This is a genomic window from Cellulosimicrobium sp. G4 BAM 1002, from assembly GCF_057126935.1.
In genome coordinates, this window is sequence record NZ_CP182109.1 from 3262560 (window position 1) to 3280944 (window position 18385).

Annotated in this window: 16 protein-coding genes; 4 read left to right on the plus strand and 12 right to left on the minus strand. The window is 71.7% G+C overall.

Annotated features, from left to right (window positions below; translation table 11 throughout):
• Positions 1 to 10: 10 nt before the first annotated feature.
• Both ACMXGY_RS14675 and ACMXGY_RS14680 read right to left on the minus strand, forming a co-directional pair.
• Complete coding sequence (locus ACMXGY_RS14675; protein WP_483773721.1) at positions 11 to 1042, minus strand: DUF8094 domain-containing protein; 1032 nt, start codon at positions 1040 to 1042, stop codon at positions 11 to 13.
• Positions 1039 to 2157: a hypothetical protein gene (locus tag ACMXGY_RS14680; protein ID WP_483773722.1), complete on the minus strand. Its 1119-nt coding sequence runs from the start codon at positions 2155 to 2157 to the stop codon at positions 1039 to 1041. Before ACMXGY_RS14680 ends, ACMXGY_RS14675 begins: the two co-directional genes overlap by 4 nt.
• A gap of 385 nt (positions 2158 to 2542) precedes the next feature.
• Between ACMXGY_RS14680 and ACMXGY_RS14685 the strand changes: the two genes are divergently transcribed.
• Both ACMXGY_RS14685 and ACMXGY_RS14690 read left to right on the plus strand, forming a co-directional pair.
• Positions 2543 to 3979, plus strand: a complete 1437-nt coding sequence (locus tag ACMXGY_RS14685) for a hypothetical protein (RefSeq protein ID WP_483773723.1) — start codon at positions 2543 to 2545, stop codon at positions 3977 to 3979.
• Between the two features lie 15 nt (positions 3980 to 3994).
• Positions 3995 to 4435: a hypothetical protein gene (locus ACMXGY_RS14690; protein ID WP_483773724.1), complete on the plus strand. Its 441-nt coding sequence runs from the start codon at positions 3995 to 3997 to the stop codon at positions 4433 to 4435.
• A 57-nt stretch (positions 4436 to 4492) separates the two neighbouring features.
• On the opposite strand, the gene ACMXGY_RS14695 is transcribed toward ACMXGY_RS14690, so the two are convergent.
• From ACMXGY_RS14695 to ACMXGY_RS14705, 3 genes are all read right to left on the minus strand, one after another.
• Positions 4493 to 5281 (minus strand): alpha/beta fold hydrolase, encoded by a 789-nt coding sequence (locus ACMXGY_RS14695; RefSeq protein ID WP_483773725.1) that lies wholly within the window; start codon positions 5279 to 5281, stop codon positions 4493 to 4495.
• A 92-nt stretch (positions 5282 to 5373) separates the two neighbouring features.
• A complete protein-coding gene (locus tag ACMXGY_RS14700; RefSeq protein WP_483773726.1) occupies positions 5374 to 6222 on the minus strand; it encodes an alpha/beta hydrolase in 849 nt (282 codons plus the stop codon).
• Between the two features lie 22 nt (positions 6223 to 6244).
• The gene (locus ACMXGY_RS14705) at positions 6245 to 6550 is read right to left on the minus strand and encodes a hypothetical protein (RefSeq protein WP_483773727.1); all 306 of its coding nucleotides are present in this window, start codon (positions 6548 to 6550) and stop codon (positions 6245 to 6247) included.
• A 226-nt stretch (positions 6551 to 6776) separates the two neighbouring features.
• Between ACMXGY_RS14705 and ACMXGY_RS14710 the strand changes: the two genes are divergently transcribed.
• Complete coding sequence (locus ACMXGY_RS14710) at positions 6777 to 7754, plus strand: FKBP-type peptidyl-prolyl cis-trans isomerase (RefSeq protein WP_483773728.1); 978 nt, start codon at positions 6777 to 6779, stop codon at positions 7752 to 7754.
• Between the two features lie 100 nt (positions 7755 to 7854).
• Positions 7855 to 8424, plus strand: coding sequence for a phosphoribosyltransferase (locus ACMXGY_RS14715; protein ID WP_483773729.1), 570 nt, complete (start codon positions 7855 to 7857; stop codon positions 8422 to 8424).
• Between the two features lie 18 nt (positions 8425 to 8442).
• On the opposite strand, the gene ACMXGY_RS14720 is transcribed toward ACMXGY_RS14715, so the two are convergent.
• The 7 genes from ACMXGY_RS14720 to yicI all read right to left on the minus strand — a co-directional run bounded on the left by ACMXGY_RS14720 (position 8443) and on the right by yicI (position 18352).
• Complete coding sequence (locus tag ACMXGY_RS14720; protein ID WP_483773730.1) at positions 8443 to 9312, minus strand: fructosamine kinase family protein; 870 nt, start codon at positions 9310 to 9312, stop codon at positions 8443 to 8445.
• An 86-nt stretch (positions 9313 to 9398) separates the two neighbouring features.
• Positions 9399 to 10379: a class 1b ribonucleoside-diphosphate reductase subunit beta gene (gene nrdF, locus ACMXGY_RS14725; protein ID WP_483773731.1), complete on the minus strand. Its 981-nt coding sequence runs from the start codon at positions 10377 to 10379 to the stop codon at positions 9399 to 9401.
• 137 nt (positions 10380 to 10516) lie between these two features.
• On the minus strand, positions 10517 to 12658 hold the full coding sequence (nrdE, locus tag ACMXGY_RS14730; protein ID WP_483776874.1) for a class 1b ribonucleoside-diphosphate reductase subunit alpha: 2142 nt from the start codon (positions 12656 to 12658) through the stop codon (positions 10517 to 10519).
• Between the two features lie 26 nt (positions 12659 to 12684).
• The gene (nrdI, locus tag ACMXGY_RS14735) at positions 12685 to 13116 is read right to left on the minus strand and encodes a class Ib ribonucleoside-diphosphate reductase assembly flavoprotein NrdI (RefSeq protein WP_483773732.1); all 432 of its coding nucleotides are present in this window, start codon (positions 13114 to 13116) and stop codon (positions 12685 to 12687) included.
• A gap of 105 nt (positions 13117 to 13221) precedes the next feature.
• Positions 13222 to 13467, minus strand: a complete 246-nt coding sequence (gene nrdH / locus ACMXGY_RS14740) for a glutaredoxin-like protein NrdH (protein ID WP_483773733.1) — start codon at positions 13465 to 13467, stop codon at positions 13222 to 13224.
• Positions 13468 to 14428: 961 nt separating this feature from the next.
• Positions 14429 to 15916 (minus strand): GH1 family beta-glucosidase, encoded by a 1488-nt coding sequence (locus ACMXGY_RS14745; protein ID WP_483776875.1) that lies wholly within the window; start codon positions 15914 to 15916, stop codon positions 14429 to 14431.
• A 126-nt stretch (positions 15917 to 16042) separates the two neighbouring features.
• Positions 16043 to 18352: an alpha-xylosidase gene (gene yicI / locus ACMXGY_RS14750; protein ID WP_483773734.1), complete on the minus strand. Its 2310-nt coding sequence runs from the start codon at positions 18350 to 18352 to the stop codon at positions 16043 to 16045.
• Between the last annotated feature and the right edge of the window lie 33 nt (positions 18353 to 18385).

Below are 18385 nucleotides of genomic sequence, written 5' to 3' on the forward strand. Positions count from 1 at the left end.
CAGGCACGGCTCACTGGTTGGCGACGGACGTCGCGACGTGCGTGTAGCCGAGCAGGCGCGGCGTCTCCTCGCTGTCCGCCGACGGGATGTACATCGCGACGAGGTCGGTGTACCCGACCTTGAGGACGTTCGTCGGTGTGGATGCCCCGAAGAGCGCCTTCTGCGTCTCGGTCGTCGGGCTCACGAAACCCCCTGCCTCGACCTGGAACGTCTCGAGCGACGTCAGCGCGGCCATGACCATCGCCCCGCCGTCGGCGGTGCGCACGGCCCGGACGGGCTCCTCGGTGGTCGCGAACGTCAGGGTGCGGCTGCCCGCCGCGGTCTCGAGCGGCACGCGGTGGCGCTCCGCCTCGGCCGCGAGGAACTGGCGCAGCGTGTCGTCCGGGAACGTCGCGGCGAAGCCGGAGCCTGCGCCGAGGTTGAGCACGTCGGCGTACTGGGCGACGGCGTCCGTCGGGGTGATCAGGAGCGAGTCGTCGTCGGGGGCGACCGCCTCGCTACCGATGCTCGGGTCGGCGAAGCTCGGCATCGTCACGCCGGGGAGCAGCGGGACGAAGCCCCAGAGCGCGTACTGGTCGCGCGCGCCCGCCTGCTCGAGCGCGACCAGCCGCGGCGACTCGAGGTTCTCCGGCTGGACGCTCACGGCGTACGAGGTGCGGGCCCACGTCTGCGTCGTCGGGACGATCGTCTGCTGGACCTCGGTCGGGATCTCGGTCACGAGGTCGCTGTTGCCGCGTGCGGCGGCGACGGCGAGCTGGCTCGTCCGGATCGCGAGGGCGGGTCCGGTGACGCGGCCCTCGAGCTGCGCGGGGTCGTTCGCCTCGCCGGCCGCGGTGAGCGCGGCACCGACGGCGTCGAGCACCTCGGTCTCCTGGCCCTCGGTGAGCACGGGCGGCGGCGGGTCCTGCGTCTCGTCGGGCTGCGGCGTCGGGAGCGGCGCGGCGCAGCCGGCCAGCAGGACCGCGCCGACGAGCCCGGTGGCCACCCCGAGGTGGCGGCGGGCACGGCGCGTGCGGGCCGTGTCTCGGGTGGTCGTCGTCATCGCGTGGTGTCCTTCGTCTCGTCCGCAGAGCTGGGCGGGTCCGCCGGTCCCTGCGCGCCGGGCGTCGCGCTGAACCCCCAGGCGCGGCGCCAGGCGTCGGCACGGGTCGTCGCGCTGTCCTGGGCGGTGGGGTGGGCGTCGGTCGCCTCGACCACCGGCTGGGCCGCGGTCTTCGGGCGCCGCTCGCCCCGCGGGACGACGGGGATCTGCCCGGTCAGCCACGCACGGCGCGGCTTCTGGGGTGCCGCCTGCTCCTGCGCGAGCCGCTGGGCCTCCTCGCGCTCGCGCAGCTCCCGCCGCGTGAGCATCCGCACCTGGGCCGTGTCCGTCAGGGCCTCCCCCGGCGTCTCGGCAGCGCCCGACGACGTGTCGGTCGCGGGCTTGGTGACCTGTCCGTCCGCGTCCGCGGTGCGACGTCCCGTCGTCGGCCCGCGGCGCTTCGGGCGCAGGCTCGCCGCGCCGATGCCCAGACCGAGCAGGATGAGGACGGCGCCGCCGATCACACCGGGCCACAGGAGCGGGGTCTCGACCTCACGGGGCCACGAGAGCTCGAGCGTCGGCGCCACCGCGTCCTCGCCCACCCCGGCGGCCAGGAGCTGGAAGCGGCCCTGCTGGTCGGACCAGCGCAGGCTCGCCGAGCCGGTGCCCGAGGACTCCTCGAGCCACATGTCCGAGCCCGCGGGGTCCGCGCCGACGACGGGAGCCTCCTCGGCGGGCGTCTCGCCCTCCGCAGGCGTCTCGCCCTCCGCAGGGGCCTCGGTCTCCGTCGGCTCCGGCTCCTCGGGGACGACGGCGCGCGTCGACAGCGCGTCCCAGTCGGACAGCCCCGTGACGGCGCCGTGCGGGTCCTGCCCGACCCATCCCGTGACGTCGACCTCGCGACCGATCGCGAGCGTCACCTGCTGCTCCCCGGGCACGGTCGCGCGGATCGTGACGTCCTCCGCGACGAGGTCCAGGACCCCGGGCTCAGTGACGAGCATGGTCCCGTCGCCCGTGTACGCCGTGGTGGCCACGACCGTGTCGCTGTCCCGCCACACCGTGGCGGACGCGACGCCGAGGCCGACGGCGACCAGTCCTCCCACGAGCAGGAGGGCAGCGATGATTCGTTGCAGCACCGAGCTTCCCTTCGTCGATCGACGTTCCAGGATAGGTGCGAAACTCCTCGTAGATCGACTGCGGGCCCCCACGAGCGGATCCTCACGAACTGTTCACGCCCTCGTTTCGCTCCGGTCTCACGAGCATCGGGATCGTTGTCCGGGTCACCGGGCGCTCCCCACGCGCGCACGGCCCCGGCTCTCCGCGTGAGGGCCCCGTTCGTCGTCTCACGGGCGCCATTCCGGGTATTCAGGACAGGGTGATCCCCGTATCCTGGTCGGAGCACGGCGGGGCCGTGGCGTGACCGCCGCCCCCTCAACCAGCTCTGGCGGGCACCCTCCAGGGCTGGCGGGCAGCCGCCCAGCGGCGGCGAGCCCGCGACGAACAGCACCGGAGGTCATCGACGTGTCCGACGAGCGCACGCTCTTCCCCATCACCATGCGCGGCTACGACCGCATCCAGGTCGAGTCCCAGCTCGCGAAGCTGGAGAAGGCGCTCGAGGACGCCCGCTCGCGCGTCGAGGCCGCGGACTCGCGCGCCATGCAGCTCACCAGCGAGCTCGCCGACGCCCAGCGCCAGCTCCGCGAGGCGGACCGTCCGTCGTACGCCGGGTTGGGCTCCCGCATCGAGCAGCTGATGCGCTCCGCGGAGGAGCAGTCGGCAGACATCCTGTCCCAGGCCAACGCGCAGGCCGCGGACATCATGGCGCGCGCCAAGCTCTCGGCCGGGCAGGTCCGGTCTCGTGCGGAGAACGAGGTCGCGGAGCTCCTCAACAGCGCGCGGCTGGAGTCGGAGGAGATCCGGTCGACGAGCACGTCCGAGGCCGAGGGCATCCTCCTCAGCGCCCAGCGCCGCGCCGAGGAGCTCGTCGGCTCCGCCGAGCGCGAGGCGGCACGCATCCAGAGCGTCATCGCGACGGAGGAGAGCGAGCGCCGTGCGTCGCTCGAGCGCGAGCTCGGGACGCTGCGCGCGACCGTCGAGCGGGAGACCACCGAGCTCCGGGTCACCACGGAGCGCGAGGCGGCCGAGCTGCGCGCCCGGGTCGCGGCCGAGACCGCGGCGCAGCGCGAGAGCGCGGAGCGCGAGTCCTCCGAGCTCCTCGAGAACGCTCGCCGCGAGGCGCAGCGCCAGGTGGACGAGGCGCAGCGGAAGGCGACCGAGGCAGCCAACGCGGTGACCTCGGAGATGGAGGAGCTGCGCGACAAGGCCCGCACGGCGCTCGCCGACGCGGAGCTCGAGGTCGTCCGCCGCCGCGAGGAGGCCGAGCGCGAGAACGCGGAGCGGCACCTGGCGGCCAAGGCCGAGACGGAGAAGCTCGTCACGACCGCGGAGGAGCACGCCGCCGAGGCGGAGAAGCGCGTCGCGCTCGCGCTCGAGCAGGCGGAGAAGGTCCGTGCCGAGTCCGACGCCTACGTCAAGGACCTCATGGCCACGGCCCGGCGCAACGCCGACCGCATCGTCGCCGAGGCGCGCGAGTTCGCCGACCAGACCGTCAGCGACGCGAAGACCGAGGCGGAGCAGCAGCGGGGAGTCGCCCAGCGCCAGCTCGAGGACCTCACGCGCCAGCACGACTCGATCAACACCTACCTCGAGGAGCTGCGGGGCCTGCTCGGCGGCGAGAGCGAGGCGGCCAAGACGCCGCCCGCCACGGCGCCCGCCGCCCCGTCGGGCACGCCGGCCCAGCAGGCGCGTGCGGCGACGCTCCTCACGGCGGAGTTCCCCGCCGTCCCCGAGGACGCCGCGCCGCAGCAGGTGGGGACGGTCGAGGCGCCGCCCGCGAAGCGACGGGGGTCGACGCAGGCCGCGGCGGACGCCGAGACCGACGCCCCCGCGCCCGCCTGACGAGAGGGAGCGTCCGTGGTCGCCTCAGTCCCTGACCCCTCCGCTGCCGCCGACGACTGGCGGCGGCAGCGGACGGAGGCGGCCGCGCTCCAGCAGCGGGAGCTCGACCGGCGGCGCGCCCGCGAGGCCGAGGCGGCGCGGGCCCTGCTCGCCGGCTTCGTCGCCGACGCGCGCGAACGAGGGATCGAGCCCGAACCGCTGCGGGCTCGCGCGTTCGACGGCTCGGCGACCTATCGCACGCCACTGCGGGGCTGGTACCTGCGCCGCAACCGGAGCGTCGCCGTGGGGACCGACGGCGAGTTCTACGTGCTGAGCGTGCCCGGGAGCCTCGTGGCCCGTGTGCGCGGGACGACCGTCGAGCCCTCGGACCCGCCGCTCGTGCTGGGCAAGGGCGGCCGCGACGGCGAGTCGATCGACCTCGCGGACGCCCTCGCCCTCGTGCTCGACGGGCGCTGAGGTGGGCGCTGAGATGGGCGCTGAGATCGGACGCTGGGGTCCAGCGCTCTCGTCGCGTCAGCTCGACGCGCGTGCCAGGAGGTCTGCGAGGGCGTCCGCGACCGCGGCGGGATCCTCGATCGCGCTCATGTGGCCGGCGCCCGTGACCTGGACGAGCTGCGCGTCCTGCGCGGCGGCGGTCATGTGCTCCGCCTCGGCGACCGGTGCCACGACGTCCTCCTCCCCCACGACGACCGCGACCGGGCCCGCGAAGGACTCGATCACGGCGGTGCGGTCGGGCCGCGCCGCCATGGCGCGCTGCGTCCAGGCGACGCCGGCCGGCCGCTGACCCCGGATCCACTCCTCGAGCCGGGCGGTGAGATGCTTGCGCGCCGCCTTGCTCGTCTCGCCCAGGAGGACGCCGGGCATGCCGAGGACGGCGTCCACCGTCTGGTCGCGCGTGACCTGGTCCGCGATCCGCAGCCGGTTCTCGCGAGCCTCGTCCGTGTCGGCCGTGGACTTGGTGTCCACGAGGCCGAGGCCGGCGACGACGTCGGGGTGGCGCTCGGCCAGCGCCAGCGCGACGTAGCCGCCCAGCGACAGCCCGGCGACGACGGCGCGCGTCACGCCGACGCGTGCGAGCGCGGCGGCCGTCGCGTCGGCAGACGCCTCGAGCGAAGGCGGGTCTCCGGCGAGCGGGCTCCCTCCGAGACCCGGCAGGTCGACGGCGACGACGGTCGGCTCGCCGGGCAGCACCGCCGCGACGTCCGACCACATCCGGTGGTCGAGCGGGAAGCCGTGCAGCAGCACGAGCGGGAGGCCGTGGCCCTCGCGCAGCGTGAAGGTCTCGAGCGATGGCGTCGTCACGTCCGTCTCCTCAGGTCGTCGTCGCGTTCCGCGTCCCACGCTGCCACGTCGTGCGCCCCTCTGCCGAGGGAGCGGCACGGTCGAGCGGTCAGTCAGTCGGCGAGTCCGTCCGAGCGGCTCGCGTCGTAGCTCGCCTGGTCGGAGTCGGCCGTGTCGCTGTCGGCGGTGAGCGCACCGGGTCCGTCGCCCGACCACTCGGTGGGCAGCGGGAGCGGGAACCCGGGGCGCACGTGGCCGACGATCTCGTTGAGCACGCGCCGCACGGACGGCTCCCCCACCCACAGGTGCTTCGCGCCGTCGACCCCGATGACCTCGGCGTTGCGGACGCGCGCGAAGCGGCGTCGCGCCTCGTCGGGACGCAGGTAGTCGTCGAGCTCGGGGACGAGCACGACGAGCGGCTTGCCGAACGCGTCCCAGCGGTCGAGGTCCTCGTCGGTCGCGCGGTGCAGCGGGGGCGAGAGCAGGATCGCGCCCTCGACCGCCGGGTCGGTCCCGTGCTTGAGCGCGAGCTCGGTCCCGAACGACCAGCCCACGAGCCATCGCTGCGGCAGGTCGCGGAACTCGGCGAGCTCGATCGCCGCAGCGACGTCGAACCTCTCGGCCTCGCCGCCGTCGAACGTGCCCTCGCTCGTGCCCCGCGGCGACGACGTGCCGCGCGTGTTGAACCGCAGGACCGCGAGGTCCGCGAGCGCCGGCAGCCGCCAGGCCGCCTTGCGGTAGACGTGGGAGTCCATGTACCCGCCGTGGGTCGGCAGCGGGTGCAGCGTGACGAGGGTCGCGACGGGGTCGCGGTCCGCGGGGAGGGCGAGCTCGCCGACGAGCGTCAGCCCGTCCGCGGTGTGCAGCTCGACGTCCTCGCGCCGTGCCGGTAGGACGGTCAGGGACCGGATGGGGGTCGGTTCGGCGGCCGGCGCGGCGGCGGGCCCGGGTGCGGTGCTCATCGACCCCGAGCCTAGTTCGTCGTCACCGCGGCCGGCGGCGCCCACGCGCCTGCCAGCACGCCGTGTGCCAGTGCCGGCGCTGGTCGAGCGCCGTCTCGGCGCCGAAGAACGAGTCCTCCTGCCACGCGACGAGGTGCCCCGTCCCGGGCGGGATCTCCTGGTTGCAGCCCGGGCACAGGTAGGTCTTCGTGCCGCCGCGGACCGTGCGGACCGACCACTCGCCGTCGGACCCGGACTCGCGCCGCGCCCCTCCGAGGGCACGGTCGAGGTCGAGCGGCGCGGGCTCCGCACCCCATGGGCGCTTGCGGGAGGGTCGACGGGACGGCATGTCCCCATTCTCACCCGGCCGCCGCGCCGCGCACCGGGCGCCGGGCCCGCCGGTCGGTGCTCCCAGCAAGGATCCAGGCTCGACCGCTAGAGTGTCCGCGCCGGTGCTGCACCCCGGCGCTCGGCCGCGAGGCGCCCCGACCCGGGATGCCGACGACCGCCGTCGTGACGGTGCGGCCCAGACCCGACGGCCCCGCGCCGTCCCACCGACCGAAGGACTTCCCCTCGTGAAGCACCGCACCCTGCGCGGCGTCGCCGCGCTCACCCTGGGCGCCGCCCTCGTCCTCTCCGGCTGCTCGTCCGACGGCGGGTCCGCCGACGAGACGTCGTCGAGCCCGTCCGCGAGCGACGGCGCGGCCGACGGCGCGACGTCGTCGCCCGAGGACGTCGCGGTGCTCGAGGCCGTGACGGTCACGGGCGACCCGGGCACCGAGCCGACCCTCGAGTTCGAGTCCCCGCTCGAGGTCTCGGGCCCGGCCGCCCTCTCCCTCAGCGACGGCGACGGCGACGAGATCGCCGAGGGCAACCAGGTCACGCTGAACCAGGCGGCGTACTCCGGTGCGGACGGGTCGAAGCTCGGGTCCTCCTGGGAGGACGACTCGGCACAGCCGGTCGTGCTCGACGACACCGTGTACCCGCAGCTGCTCGACGTGCTCGTCGGCAAGAAGGTCGGCACGCGCTTCCTGTTCGCCGCCCCGGGCCAGGACGGCGCGGTGGTCCTCACCGTCGGCGAGGTCGTCGCTGCGAAGGACGTGCCGAGCGTCGACGACGCCCCCTCCCGCGCCGAGGGCGAGGCCGTGACGCCGGCCGAGGGCCTGCCCGTCGTGACCCTCGACGACTCGGGCAAGCCGTCCGTCGAGATCCCGGAGGGATACGCCGCGCCGACCGAGCTGGTCGTGCAGCCGCTCATCAAGGGCACCGGCCCCGAGGTGACGGCGGACCAGACCGTCATCGCGCACTACACGGGCTGGAAGCTCGACGGCGAGCAGTTCGACTCTTCCTGGGACCGCGGCGAGCCGTCGACGTTCCCCCTGAGCGGCGTGATCGCGGGCTGGACGCAGGGCCTGACCGGTCAGACCGTCGGCAGTCAGGTGCTGCTGGTCATCCCCGCCGGCCTCGCGTACGGCGAGGCGGCGGAGGGCAACACGAGCGAGCTCGCTGGCGAGACGCTGGTGTTCGTCGTGGACATCCTCGCGGCGTACTGACCGCCGCCTGAGCGCGAAGGGCCGCACCCCTGGGGGTGCGGCCCTTCGCGCGTCCGGGGCCTCGACCGTGGGCACCGGTGTCGGCCCGTAGGCTCGAGGCATGACAGACGCTTCCCCCGTCCCTGTCCCCCCGGCCTCCGCGGTGCCCGACGGCGGCGCACCCGCCGGTCCTGCCGTGTCACCCGAGCGCGAGGTGCTCACGTGGGAGACGTTCGGCGTCGCCGCGCGCGAGCTCGCCGAGCAGGTCGTCGCGAGCGGCTTCCGCCCGGAGGTCGTCGTCGCGGTCGCGCGCGGCGGGCTGCTGCCCGGTGGCGCGGTCGCCTACGCGCTCGGCACCAAGGGCGTCGGGACGCTCAACGTCGAGTTCTACACGGACATCGGCCAGACCCTCACCGACCCGCGCGTCCTGCCGCCGCTCATGGACACGTCCGACCTGCCGGGCGCGCACGTCCTCGTGGTCGACGACGTCGCCGACTCCGGCCGCACGCTCGCCCTGGTCATGGACATGCTGAGCAACCACGGCGCCGAGGCCCGCTCCGCCGTGCTCTACACCAAGCCGCGCACGATCATCCAGCCGGACTACTCGTGGAAGGACACCGACCTCTGGATCACGTTCCCGTGGTCGGCCGACCCGCCTGTCGAGGGCGCGCAGTCGCGCCCGAACGACTGACCGGTCGCCCGGCACCGGTCAGCGCGTGCGGAAGGGGGCCAGCGTCGCGCGGACGGCGTCTGCCGCACCCCAGTCGGGGTCGAACTGCGCGACGACGGCCAGGTGCTGGCGGAGCTGGACGACGGGCATGTGCTCGCGCCAGTCGTCGTCGAGGCTCATGAGCTCCGCATAGAGCCCGAAGAAGGCGTCCGCCTCGGGCGGCGGTGCGGTAGACCACACGTGGGCGAGGTCGACCACCGCCCACGTGCACGAGACGGCCGGGTCGATGAGCGCCGGACGGCCGTCAGGGGTCGCCATCACGTTTGAAGCCCACAGGTCCCCGTGCGTCAGACAGGCGGGCCCTCCGGGCAGCACCTCGGGGAGCCGCGCGCACAGACGCTCGAGCGCGGCGCGGTCCGCGGCGTCGAGCGCCTCGTAGACACGGGGTTCGTCGAGCCAGCGCAGCAACCGGTGCTGCGCGAAGAACTCGAAACCATCTTCAGTCCAGGTGTTCACCTGCCGACGGCGACCGAGCCACCCGTCCTGGTGCCACCCGAAGCGCTCGGTCCGCGTCGTCGTGTGCAGGTGCGCCAGCGAGCGAGCGAGCTCCTCCCAGAAGGCCCGCGTCGACAGCCGCGGAGCGAGCGTCGACAGCACGAGCACGTCGCGGCCGACGTGCACGACCTCAGGGGTCTCCACGCCGGCGGCACGGAGCGCGGCGAGGCCCTCGGCCTCCACGGTGAAGACGTCGTCGCCCGGGGCGTCTGTGTCGAACGCCTTGACGAACAGCGGTGCGCCCTCGGTTCGCCGGGCCAGCCCGGCCGTCGCGGCGAGCCCACCGCTCACCGGCTCCACGGACGTCACGTCGTCGAGCCCCGCGGCGTGCAGCCGCTCCCTCAGCATGCCCATGCTGGGACTATGTCAGACGCCGAAGGCCCGGGCTTGCGATTCCTGCAGGTCCGGGCCTTCGGCACGGCACGGGTCGACGCGCCGGACTAGAAGTCCCAGTCGTCGTCCTCGGTGTTGACGGCCTTGCCGATGACGTACGACGAGCCGGACCCCGAGAAGAAGTCGTGGTTCTCGTCGGCGTTCGGCGACAGGGCCGAGAGGATCGCCGGGTTGACGTCGGTCTCGTCCTTGGGGAAGAGCGCCTCGTAGCCGAGGTTCATGAGCGCCTTGTTGGCGTTGTACCGCAGGAACTTCTTGACGTCCTCGGTGAGCCCGACGCCGTCGTAGAGGTCCTCCGTGTACTGCACCTCGTTGTCGTACAGCTCGAAGAGCAGCTCGAACGTGTACGCCTTGAGCTCGTCGCGCTCCTGCGGGCTGAGCTTCTCGAGGCCCTTCTGGTACTTGTAGCCGATGTAGTACCCGTGCACGGCCTCGTCGCGGATGATGAGGCGGATGAGGTCGGCCGTGTTCGTCAGCTTGGCGCGGCTCGACCAGTACATCGGCAGGTAGAAGCCGGAGTAGAAGAGGAACGACTCGAGCAGCGTGCTCGCGACCTTGCGCTTGAGCGGCGAGTCGCCCTTGTAGTACTCCATGACGATCTCGGCCTTGCGCTGGAGGTTCGGGTTCTCCTCCGACCAGCGGAACGCGTCGTCGATCTCGCGCGTCGAGCACAGCGTCGAGAAGATCGACGAGTAGCTCTTGGCGTGCACCGACTCCATGAACGCGATGTTGGTGTACACCGCCTCCTCGTGCGGCGTGATCGCGTCCGGGATGAGCGACACCGCGCCGACCGTGCCCTGGATCGTGTCCAGCAGCGTCAACCCGGTGAACACGCGCATCGTGAGCTCCTGCTCCTGCGCGGTGAGCGTGTGCCACGACTGGATGTCGTTCGACACCGGCACCTTCTCGGGCAGCCAGAAGTTCCCGACGAGGCGGTCCCACACCTCGAGGTCCTTCTCGTCCTCGAGACGGTTCCAGTTGATCGCGCTCACGCGATCGATGAGCTTGAGCTTCCCCGTGGGCGACATCTGCCTTCTTCTCTCCTGCTGAACCCGGACCGACCGGGACGACTTCGTGGGACCGGACCCTGCGCCGTCGGTCACGCCTCCGTTGAGGGTGGCCGACGGCGCAGGGCATCGAGGCAAGGGTTAGTTGCCTCAGGCGACTACAGCATGCAGCTGACGCAGCCCTCCACCTCAGTGCCCTCGAGGGCCATCTGGCGGAGACGGATGTAGTAGAGCGTCTTGATGCCCTTGCGCCACGCGTAGATCTGCGCACGGTTGACGTCGCGCGTCGTGACCGTGTCCTTGAAGAACAGCGTGAGGCTCAGGCCCTGGTCGACGTGCTGCGTCGCGGCGGCGTACGTGTCGATGATCTTCTCGTAGCCGATCTCGTACGCGTCCTCGTAGTACTCGAGGTTGTCGTTCGTGAGGAACGGCGCCGGGTAGTAGACGCGTCCGATCTTGCCTTCCTTGCGGATCTCGATCTTCGACGGCACCGGGTGGATCGACGACGTCGAGTTGTTGATGTACGAGATCGAGCCGGTCGGCGGGACGGCCTGGAGGTTCTGGTTGTAGATCCCGTGCTCCATGACCGAGGCCTTGAGGGCCTTCCAGTCGTCCTGCGTCGGGATGTGCACGCCGGCGTCGGCGAAGAGCGCACGGACGCGGTCGGTCTCGGGCTCCCAGGCCTGGTCGGTGTACTTGTCGAAGTACTCGCCGGTCGCGTACTTCGAGTCCTCGAACCCGGCGAACGCGCGCCCACGCTCGATCGCGAGCCGGTTGGAGGCCGCGATCGCGTGGTAGGCGACGGTGTAGAAGTAGATGTTCGTGAAGTCCACGCCCTCGGTGGAGCCGTAGTGGATCCGCTCGCGCGCGAGGTAGCCGTGGAGGTTCATCTGGCCGAGGCCGATGGCGTGGCCACCCTCGTTGGCGCGCTTGATCGACGGCACGGACTCGATGCTCGTCTGGTCCGAGACGGCGGTGAGCGCGCGGATCGCGGTGTCGATGGTCTTCGCGAAGTCGGGCGAGTCCATCGTCTTGGCGATGTTCAGCGAGCCGAGGTTGCAGGAGATGTCGCGACCGACGTGGTCGTACGAGAGGTCCTCGTTGAACGTCGACGGCGTCGAGACCTGGAGGATCTCCGAGCACAGGTTCGAGTGGGTGATGCGGCCCTTGATCGGGTTCGCCTTGTTCACCGTGTCCTCGAACATGATGTACGGGTAGCCGGACTCGAACTGGAGCTCCGCGATCGTCTGGAAGAAGTCGCGGGCCTTGATCTTCGTCTTGCGGATGCGCGAGTCGTCGACCATCTCGTCGTACTTCTCGGTGACCGAGATGTCGGCGAACGGCTTGCCGTAGACGCGCTCGACGTCGTACGGCGAGAAGAGGTACATGTCCTCGTTCTTCTTCGCGAGCTCGAACGTGATGTCCGGGATCACGACGCCGAGCGACAGCGTCTTGATGCGGATCTTCTCGTCCGCGTTCTCGCGCTTGGTGTCGAGGAACCGCAGGATGTCGGGGTGGTGCGCGTGCAGGTACACCGCACCGGCGCCCTGGCGCGCGCCGAGCTGGTTCGCGTAGGAGAACGAGTCCTCGAGGAGCTTCATCACGGGGATGACGCCGGACGACTGGTTCTCGATGTGCTTGATGGGCGCGCCGTGCTCGCGGATGTTCGACAGGAGCAGGGCGACGCCGCCCCCGCGCTTGGAGAGCTGCAGCGCGGAGTTGATGCCGCGCGCGATGGACTCCATGTTGTCCTCGATGCGCAGCAGGAAGCAGGACACGGGCTCGCCGCGCTGCGCCTTGCCGACGTTGAGGAACGTCGGGGTCGCGGGCTGGAAGCGGCCCGAGATGACCTCCTCGACGATGTCGAGCGCGGCCTGCTCGTTGCCGTCGGCGAGGCCGAGCGCGACCATGCACACGCGGTCCTCGAAGCGCTCGAGGTAGCGCTTGCCGTCGAACGTCTTGAGCGTGTACGACGTGTAGTACTTGAACGCGCCGAGGAACGTCTCGAACCGGAACTTCTTCGAGTACGCGAACTCGAACAGCGACTTCACGAACGCGCGGTCGTACTTCCCGAGCACGGCCGGGTCGTAGTACTTGTTCTCGACGAGGTAGTCGAGCTTCTCCGCGAGGTCGTGGAAGAAGACGGTGTTCTGGTTGACGTGCTGCAGGAAGTACTGCCGCGCGGCCTCACGGTCCTTGTCGAACTGGATCTCGCCGTTCGGGCCGTAGAGGTTGAGCATCGCGTTGAGCGCGTGGAAGTCGAGCTGCGCGCTCGCGAGCGGGACCTTGACCTCGCTCACCGTCGCCGACCCACCGCCTGCCACGCTCACGCTGGAATCCGTGACTGTCGTTGCCAAAATCGTCCCAATCCGTCGCGGACGCGCACGGCGTCCTCGGCTGTTCCCAGGAGTTCGAAGGCGTACAGGTAGGGCACCTGGCACTTCGCGGAGATGATGTCGCCGGCGATGCAGTACGCCTCGCCGAAGTTGGTGTTGCCCGCGGCGATGACGCCACGGATCAACGACCGGTTGTGCACGTCGTTCAAGAACTTCACGACCTGCCGGGGGACGGCGCCGCCCTCGTTGCCGCCGCCGTAGGTGGGGACCATGAGCACGTAGGGCTCGTCGACCCGCAGGAACTCGTCGGTCGGGCGCAGCGGGATGCGCTGCACGTCCGTGCCGAGCGCCGGCAGGTCGAGCCGCTGGACGAAGCGGTGCGTGTTCTCGCTGACGCTGGAGAAGTACACGAGCGACCCCATGGGGACGCACCTCCGTCCTGCTGAACCTTCCACGTGCTGCGCCGGCCCCGCTCTCGCGGTCCGGCAGGTGCGACGGCCGTCACCGGCCGACCGCTGCCGGTCGCGTCAGGCGACGACCGGTGAGACCTTCTGCGCGAGCGCGTTGATCTGGTCGGGGCGGAACCCGGACCAGTGCTCCTCGCCGGCCACGACCACGGGCGCCTGCAGGTAGCCGAGCCCGCGCACGAGCTCGAGCGCCTCGGCGTCCTGGCTGATGTCGACGACCGAGTACTCGATGCCCTTCTTGTCGAGGGCGCGGTACGTCGCGTCGCACTGAACGCAAGCCGGCTTGCTGTAGACCGTGACGCTCATGGGATGGCTCCTCGTCTCTCGCGCTCTGCCCGGGCTCGGTCCTCGGGGAGGGAGAAGAGTCTCTGACCTCGAAGGACACCGGTGGAACTACGTCTGTGTGATTCACCAGAAGGCCTCCGGCCCCCTGGGTGTGAAACCACTATACCTAGTGGTCGACACCGTGCCACCGCACTAGATGTCGTGGTCGAACTTCACCCACCGGCATGTGGTAGCAGCCATGGATCCATCGTCCCAGGCCCCTCTGACACGCCCCGAGGAGCGTCGTCCACAGCTCGTCGTCCACCGTCGACGAGCACGGAATCGGCTCGTTCTCGCCGTCGCCGAGGCGCCGTCCACAGGGTGGGGACGGCATCGATCCACAGCCTGTGCGACGCGGTGGACGCCCGACGACGAGGGCGACACCCGCCGTCGGCCGGGCGCGCACCCTGCTGGCGAACCACCCAATCCGGACACGACAGGCATCGAAGTTCTCGGCGTGTCGCGTCCCTTCGGCGTGTCGCCGCCGAGAGCCGTGGGTGCGAGAAGGATCACCCGCCCGGCGCGGCCCCGTCCCCTGCCGACCCATTCCCGCCGGACGCCACCGACGTGACCCAGCTCGCCCGACCAGGTCCTACCCTCGACAGACCAGCGTTCTACTTCGGCGGACCACGGTTCTACCTCGCGGGACCACGGTTCTACCTCGCGGGACCACGGTTCTACCTCGGCAGACCAGCGTTCTACCTCGGCAGGTGGGCCGAGGGACGAGCGAGTGGGGCGGAGCGGGCGGGGTCGCGGGTCGTGGTGGGTCTGGCGGGAGGCCGCGAGGAACGAGCGGCCGGATGGTAGACCCGCGACCCCGCCCGTGGAGCCCCACCCGCGGACGCACACTGCGCAGACCCACCCGCGGACGCGCGCCAGAGGCCCTGGAGACGCACGAAGGCCCGCCCGGGAGGTCCGGGCGGGCCTTCGCGGCAGGGACGGCTCAGGCGGTCTCGTGGACCGCGGGCAGCGCGTTGGACGTCGCGAGCCGGCGGTACCAGTGCGCGGAGTCCTTCCACGTGCGCTCGAGCGTCTCGTAGTCGACGCGGATGATGCCGAATCGGCGGTCGTACCCGTAGCCCCACTCGAAGTTGTCGAGCAGCGACCACGCGAAGTACCCGCGCACGTCGGCGCCGGCGTCGATCGCGGCGCCGACGGCATCGACGTGGTCGTGCAGGTAGGCGACGCGGCGGTCGTCGTGCACGCGGGCGGTGCCGTCGGCCTCGACGGTGACCTCGTCGTGGAACGCAGCGCCGTTCTCGGTGACCATCATCGGCTGGCGGGGGTACGTCTTCGCGACCGACACGAGCAGCTCGGTCATGCCGGCGGGCTCGATGTTCCAGCCCATCGCGGTGTAGGGCCCGGGCTGCTGGACGAACTCGACGTCGTCGCCCCCGATCCACGGGCTGTGGGTGGAGGCGCCGTGGCCGTCGTTCTCGGCCCGTTCGCCGTCGCCGGAGAAGTGGCGCACGCGCACGGTGGAGTAGTAGTTCACGCCGAGGATCGACAGCGGCTGGCGCACGGTCTCGAGGTCGCCGTCGTGCACGAACGACCAGTCGCTCACGTGCGCGGTGTCGGCGAGCAGGTCGGCGGGGTACTCGCCATCGAGCATCGGGGCGAGGAACGCGCGGTTGGCGAGCGCGTCGATCTTGCGCACGGCGTCGAGGTCGGCGTCGGACGTCGGGTCGTCGGGCCGGATGACGTGGAGGTTGAGCGTGACGGACGTCTTGGCGTCCTCGCCGAGCTCGTCGCGGATGGCCTGGACGGCGAGCCCGTGCGCGAGGTTGAGGTGGTGCACGGCGGCGAGCGCCGCTGCGGGCTCGGTGCGGCCGGGGGCGTGCACGCCCGAGCCGTAGCCGAGGTAGGCGGAGCACCACGGCTCGTTGAGCGTCGTCCACGTGTCGATGCGTTCGCCGAGCTCGCGCGCCATGTGGCGGGCGTACTCCGCGAACGCGTACGCGGTGTCGCGGTTGGCCCAGCCGCCCGCGTCCTCGAGCTCCTGGGGCAGGTCCCAGTGGTAGAGCGTGACGACGGGCTTGACGCCCTTCTCGAGGAGCGCGTCGACGAGGCGGGAGTAGAACGCGACGCCCTCGGGGTTGATCGGGCCGGTGCCGCCGGGCTGGACGCGCGACCACGAGATGGAGAACCGGTACGCGCCGAGGCCGAGGTCGGCGATGTGCTGCACGTCCTCCTCCCACCGGTGGTAGTGGTCGTCCGCCACGTCGCCGGTGTCGCCGTTGAGGGTCTTCCCGGGCGTGTGGGAGTAGGTGTCCCAGATGGAGGGGGTGCGTCCGCCCTCGGCGGCGGCGCCCTCGATCTGGTAGGCAGCGGTCGCGGAGCCCCAGAGGAAGTCCGTGGGGAACGTCCGGGCGCCCGACGGCGCCGGCGCGGCCTGGGTGCCGACGGCGGCCGGCGCGGTGGTGGTCTCGATGGTCACGGGATCCTCGCTGATCGGGTCTCCCCGGGTCGTGCGCCGCCCGGGTCGTGGATGGTCAGGTCGCTGGTCGATGGGGTAGGGCGTGGAAGCGCTTCCACGCCCTACCCCCAGGATACGTCCTCAGCCGAGGTCGACGGTCACGCTCGTCGCGCCGTGGGCCGACACCCGGGACGGCTCCGAGGCCGACCCGGCCCGCACGGACCAGGCGGCGCGGGCGTCGTCGGACGACACCGTGAGGGTCGCCCCCGACCTGCGCACGCGGAACGTGGCCCCGCCCACGCCGTCCGACGGCGGCACGACCACGAGCTCGTCGTACCCGTCGGGCAGCTCGTACGCGTGCAGCGTGACGCCGTCCGCCCAGTCGTAGTCCGGACGGTCGGTCCGGGCGCCGACCGGCAGGACGGTGCCCGGCCGCACGAGCACCGGCAGGGTGTCGAAGCCGTGGGTCTCGGTGACCCAGCGCGGGCCGGTCACGGTCTCGCTCAGGGCGGGGCCGTCGTCGGGCTGGACGAGGCGCGTCCAGGTGCCCTCGGGGACGTAGTACTCGACGCGGCCGTCGGCGCGGAACACCGGGGCGACGAGGAGCGCGTCGCCGAGCAGGTACTGCGTGTCGGCCGTGTACCCCGCGCGGTCGTGGGGCAGCTCGAGCGCGAGCGGGCGCATCATGGGCACGCCGTCGGTGTGCGCCTCCTCGGCCACGCGGCCGAGGTACGGCATGAGCGACAGCTTGAGGTGCGTGAACTTGCGCGTGACGTCGACGGCCTCGTCGTCGAACGCCCACGGGACGCGCACCGAGCCGGAGCCGTGCAGGCGCGAGTGCGACGACAGCAGGCCGAACGCCGTCCAGCGCTTGAAGACGCCCGGGTCGGGCGTTCCCTCGAAGCCGCCCATGTCGTGGCTCCAGTAGCCGAAGCCGGACATCGACATCGACAGGCCGCCGCGCAGCGACTCGGCCATCGACGCGTACGTCGAGTCGCAGTCGCCGCCCCAGTGCACGGGGAACTGCTGCCCGCCGGCGGTCGCGGACCGCGCGAACAGCACTGCGTCGCCCTCGCCGCGCTTGCGCTCCAGCAGCCGGAAGACGGCCTCGTTGTAGAGCTGGGCGTAGTAGTTGTGCATCTTCCTCGGGTCGGACCCGTCGTGCCACGCGATGCCGTCGACGGGGATGCGCTCGCCGAAGTCCGTCTTGAAGCAGTCGACACCCTGGTCGAGCAGGCCCTCGAGCTTGGCCACGTACCACGCGGTGGCGTCGGGGTTCGTGAAGTCCACGAGCCCCATGCCCGCCTGCCACAGGTCCCACTGCCAGACGGACCCGTCCTCGCGCTTGACGAGGAATCCCTGCCCCGCGGCCTCCGCGAACAGCGGCGACCGCTGCGCGACGTAGGGGTTGATCCACACGCAGACCTTGAGCCCGCGGTCGTGCAGGCGGCGCAGCATGCCCTCGGGGTCGGGGAACGTGCGCGGGTCCCACTCGAAGTCGACCCACTGGTACTCGCGCATCCAGAAGCAGTCGAAGTGGAACACCGAGAGCGGCAGGTCGCGCTCGGCCATGCCGTCGATGAAGCCGTTCACGGTCTGCTCGTCGTAGCTCGTCGTGAACGACGTCGTGAGCCACAGGCCGAACGACCACGCGGGCACACGGGCCGGGCGGCCCGTGAGCGCGGTGTAGCGGCGCAGCACGTCCTTGGGCGTCGGGCCCTGGATCACCAGGTACTCGAGCGACTGGCCCTCGACGGAGAACTGGACGCGCGTGTTCACCTCGGACGCGACCTCGAACGACACCTTCTCCGGGTGCTCGACGAACACGCCGTAACCCTTGGTCGTGAGGTAGAGCGGGACGGACTTGTACGCCTGCTCGCTCGACGTGCCGCCGTCCTCGTTCCAGATGTCGACGGTCTGCCCGTTCTTGACGAACGGGCCGAACCGCTCCCCCAGCCCGTAGACGAGCTCGCCCGGCTCGAGCGCGAGCTGCTCGTGCGTCCAGGCGCCGCCGTCGTCCGACGTGACGTGCCCGACCGACTTGGGCAGCGAGGAGGTGAGCACCTCGCCGTCCGACTCGAAGTCGACGCGCCACCGGTCGCCCCGGTGCACGCGTACGGCGAGGTCCTTGGACCGCAGGACCGCGACGTCGTCGTGCACCTCGACCTCGGGACGGAACCCGGGCTCGCCGGTGACCTGGAACGCCGGTCCACGACGCACCGCGCCCTGGTGGTGCTCGACGCGCACGCGGATCACGCCGGGCGCGGGCGAGGAGTACGTCGTCGTGAGCATCGGACGGTTGAGCGTGTCGCCCCGGCCGCGGATCTTCGCCGTCGGCGCGTACACGGTGAGCGTGCCCGCCGCCTCGTCCGCGCGGACGTCGTCGACCTCGACCGCGTAGAGCGGGTGCATGCCCGGTCGGACCTGCCAGTACCCGTCGGTGAACTTCATGGGTGGTGCTTCCTTCGTCGGTGCGGTTCAGGA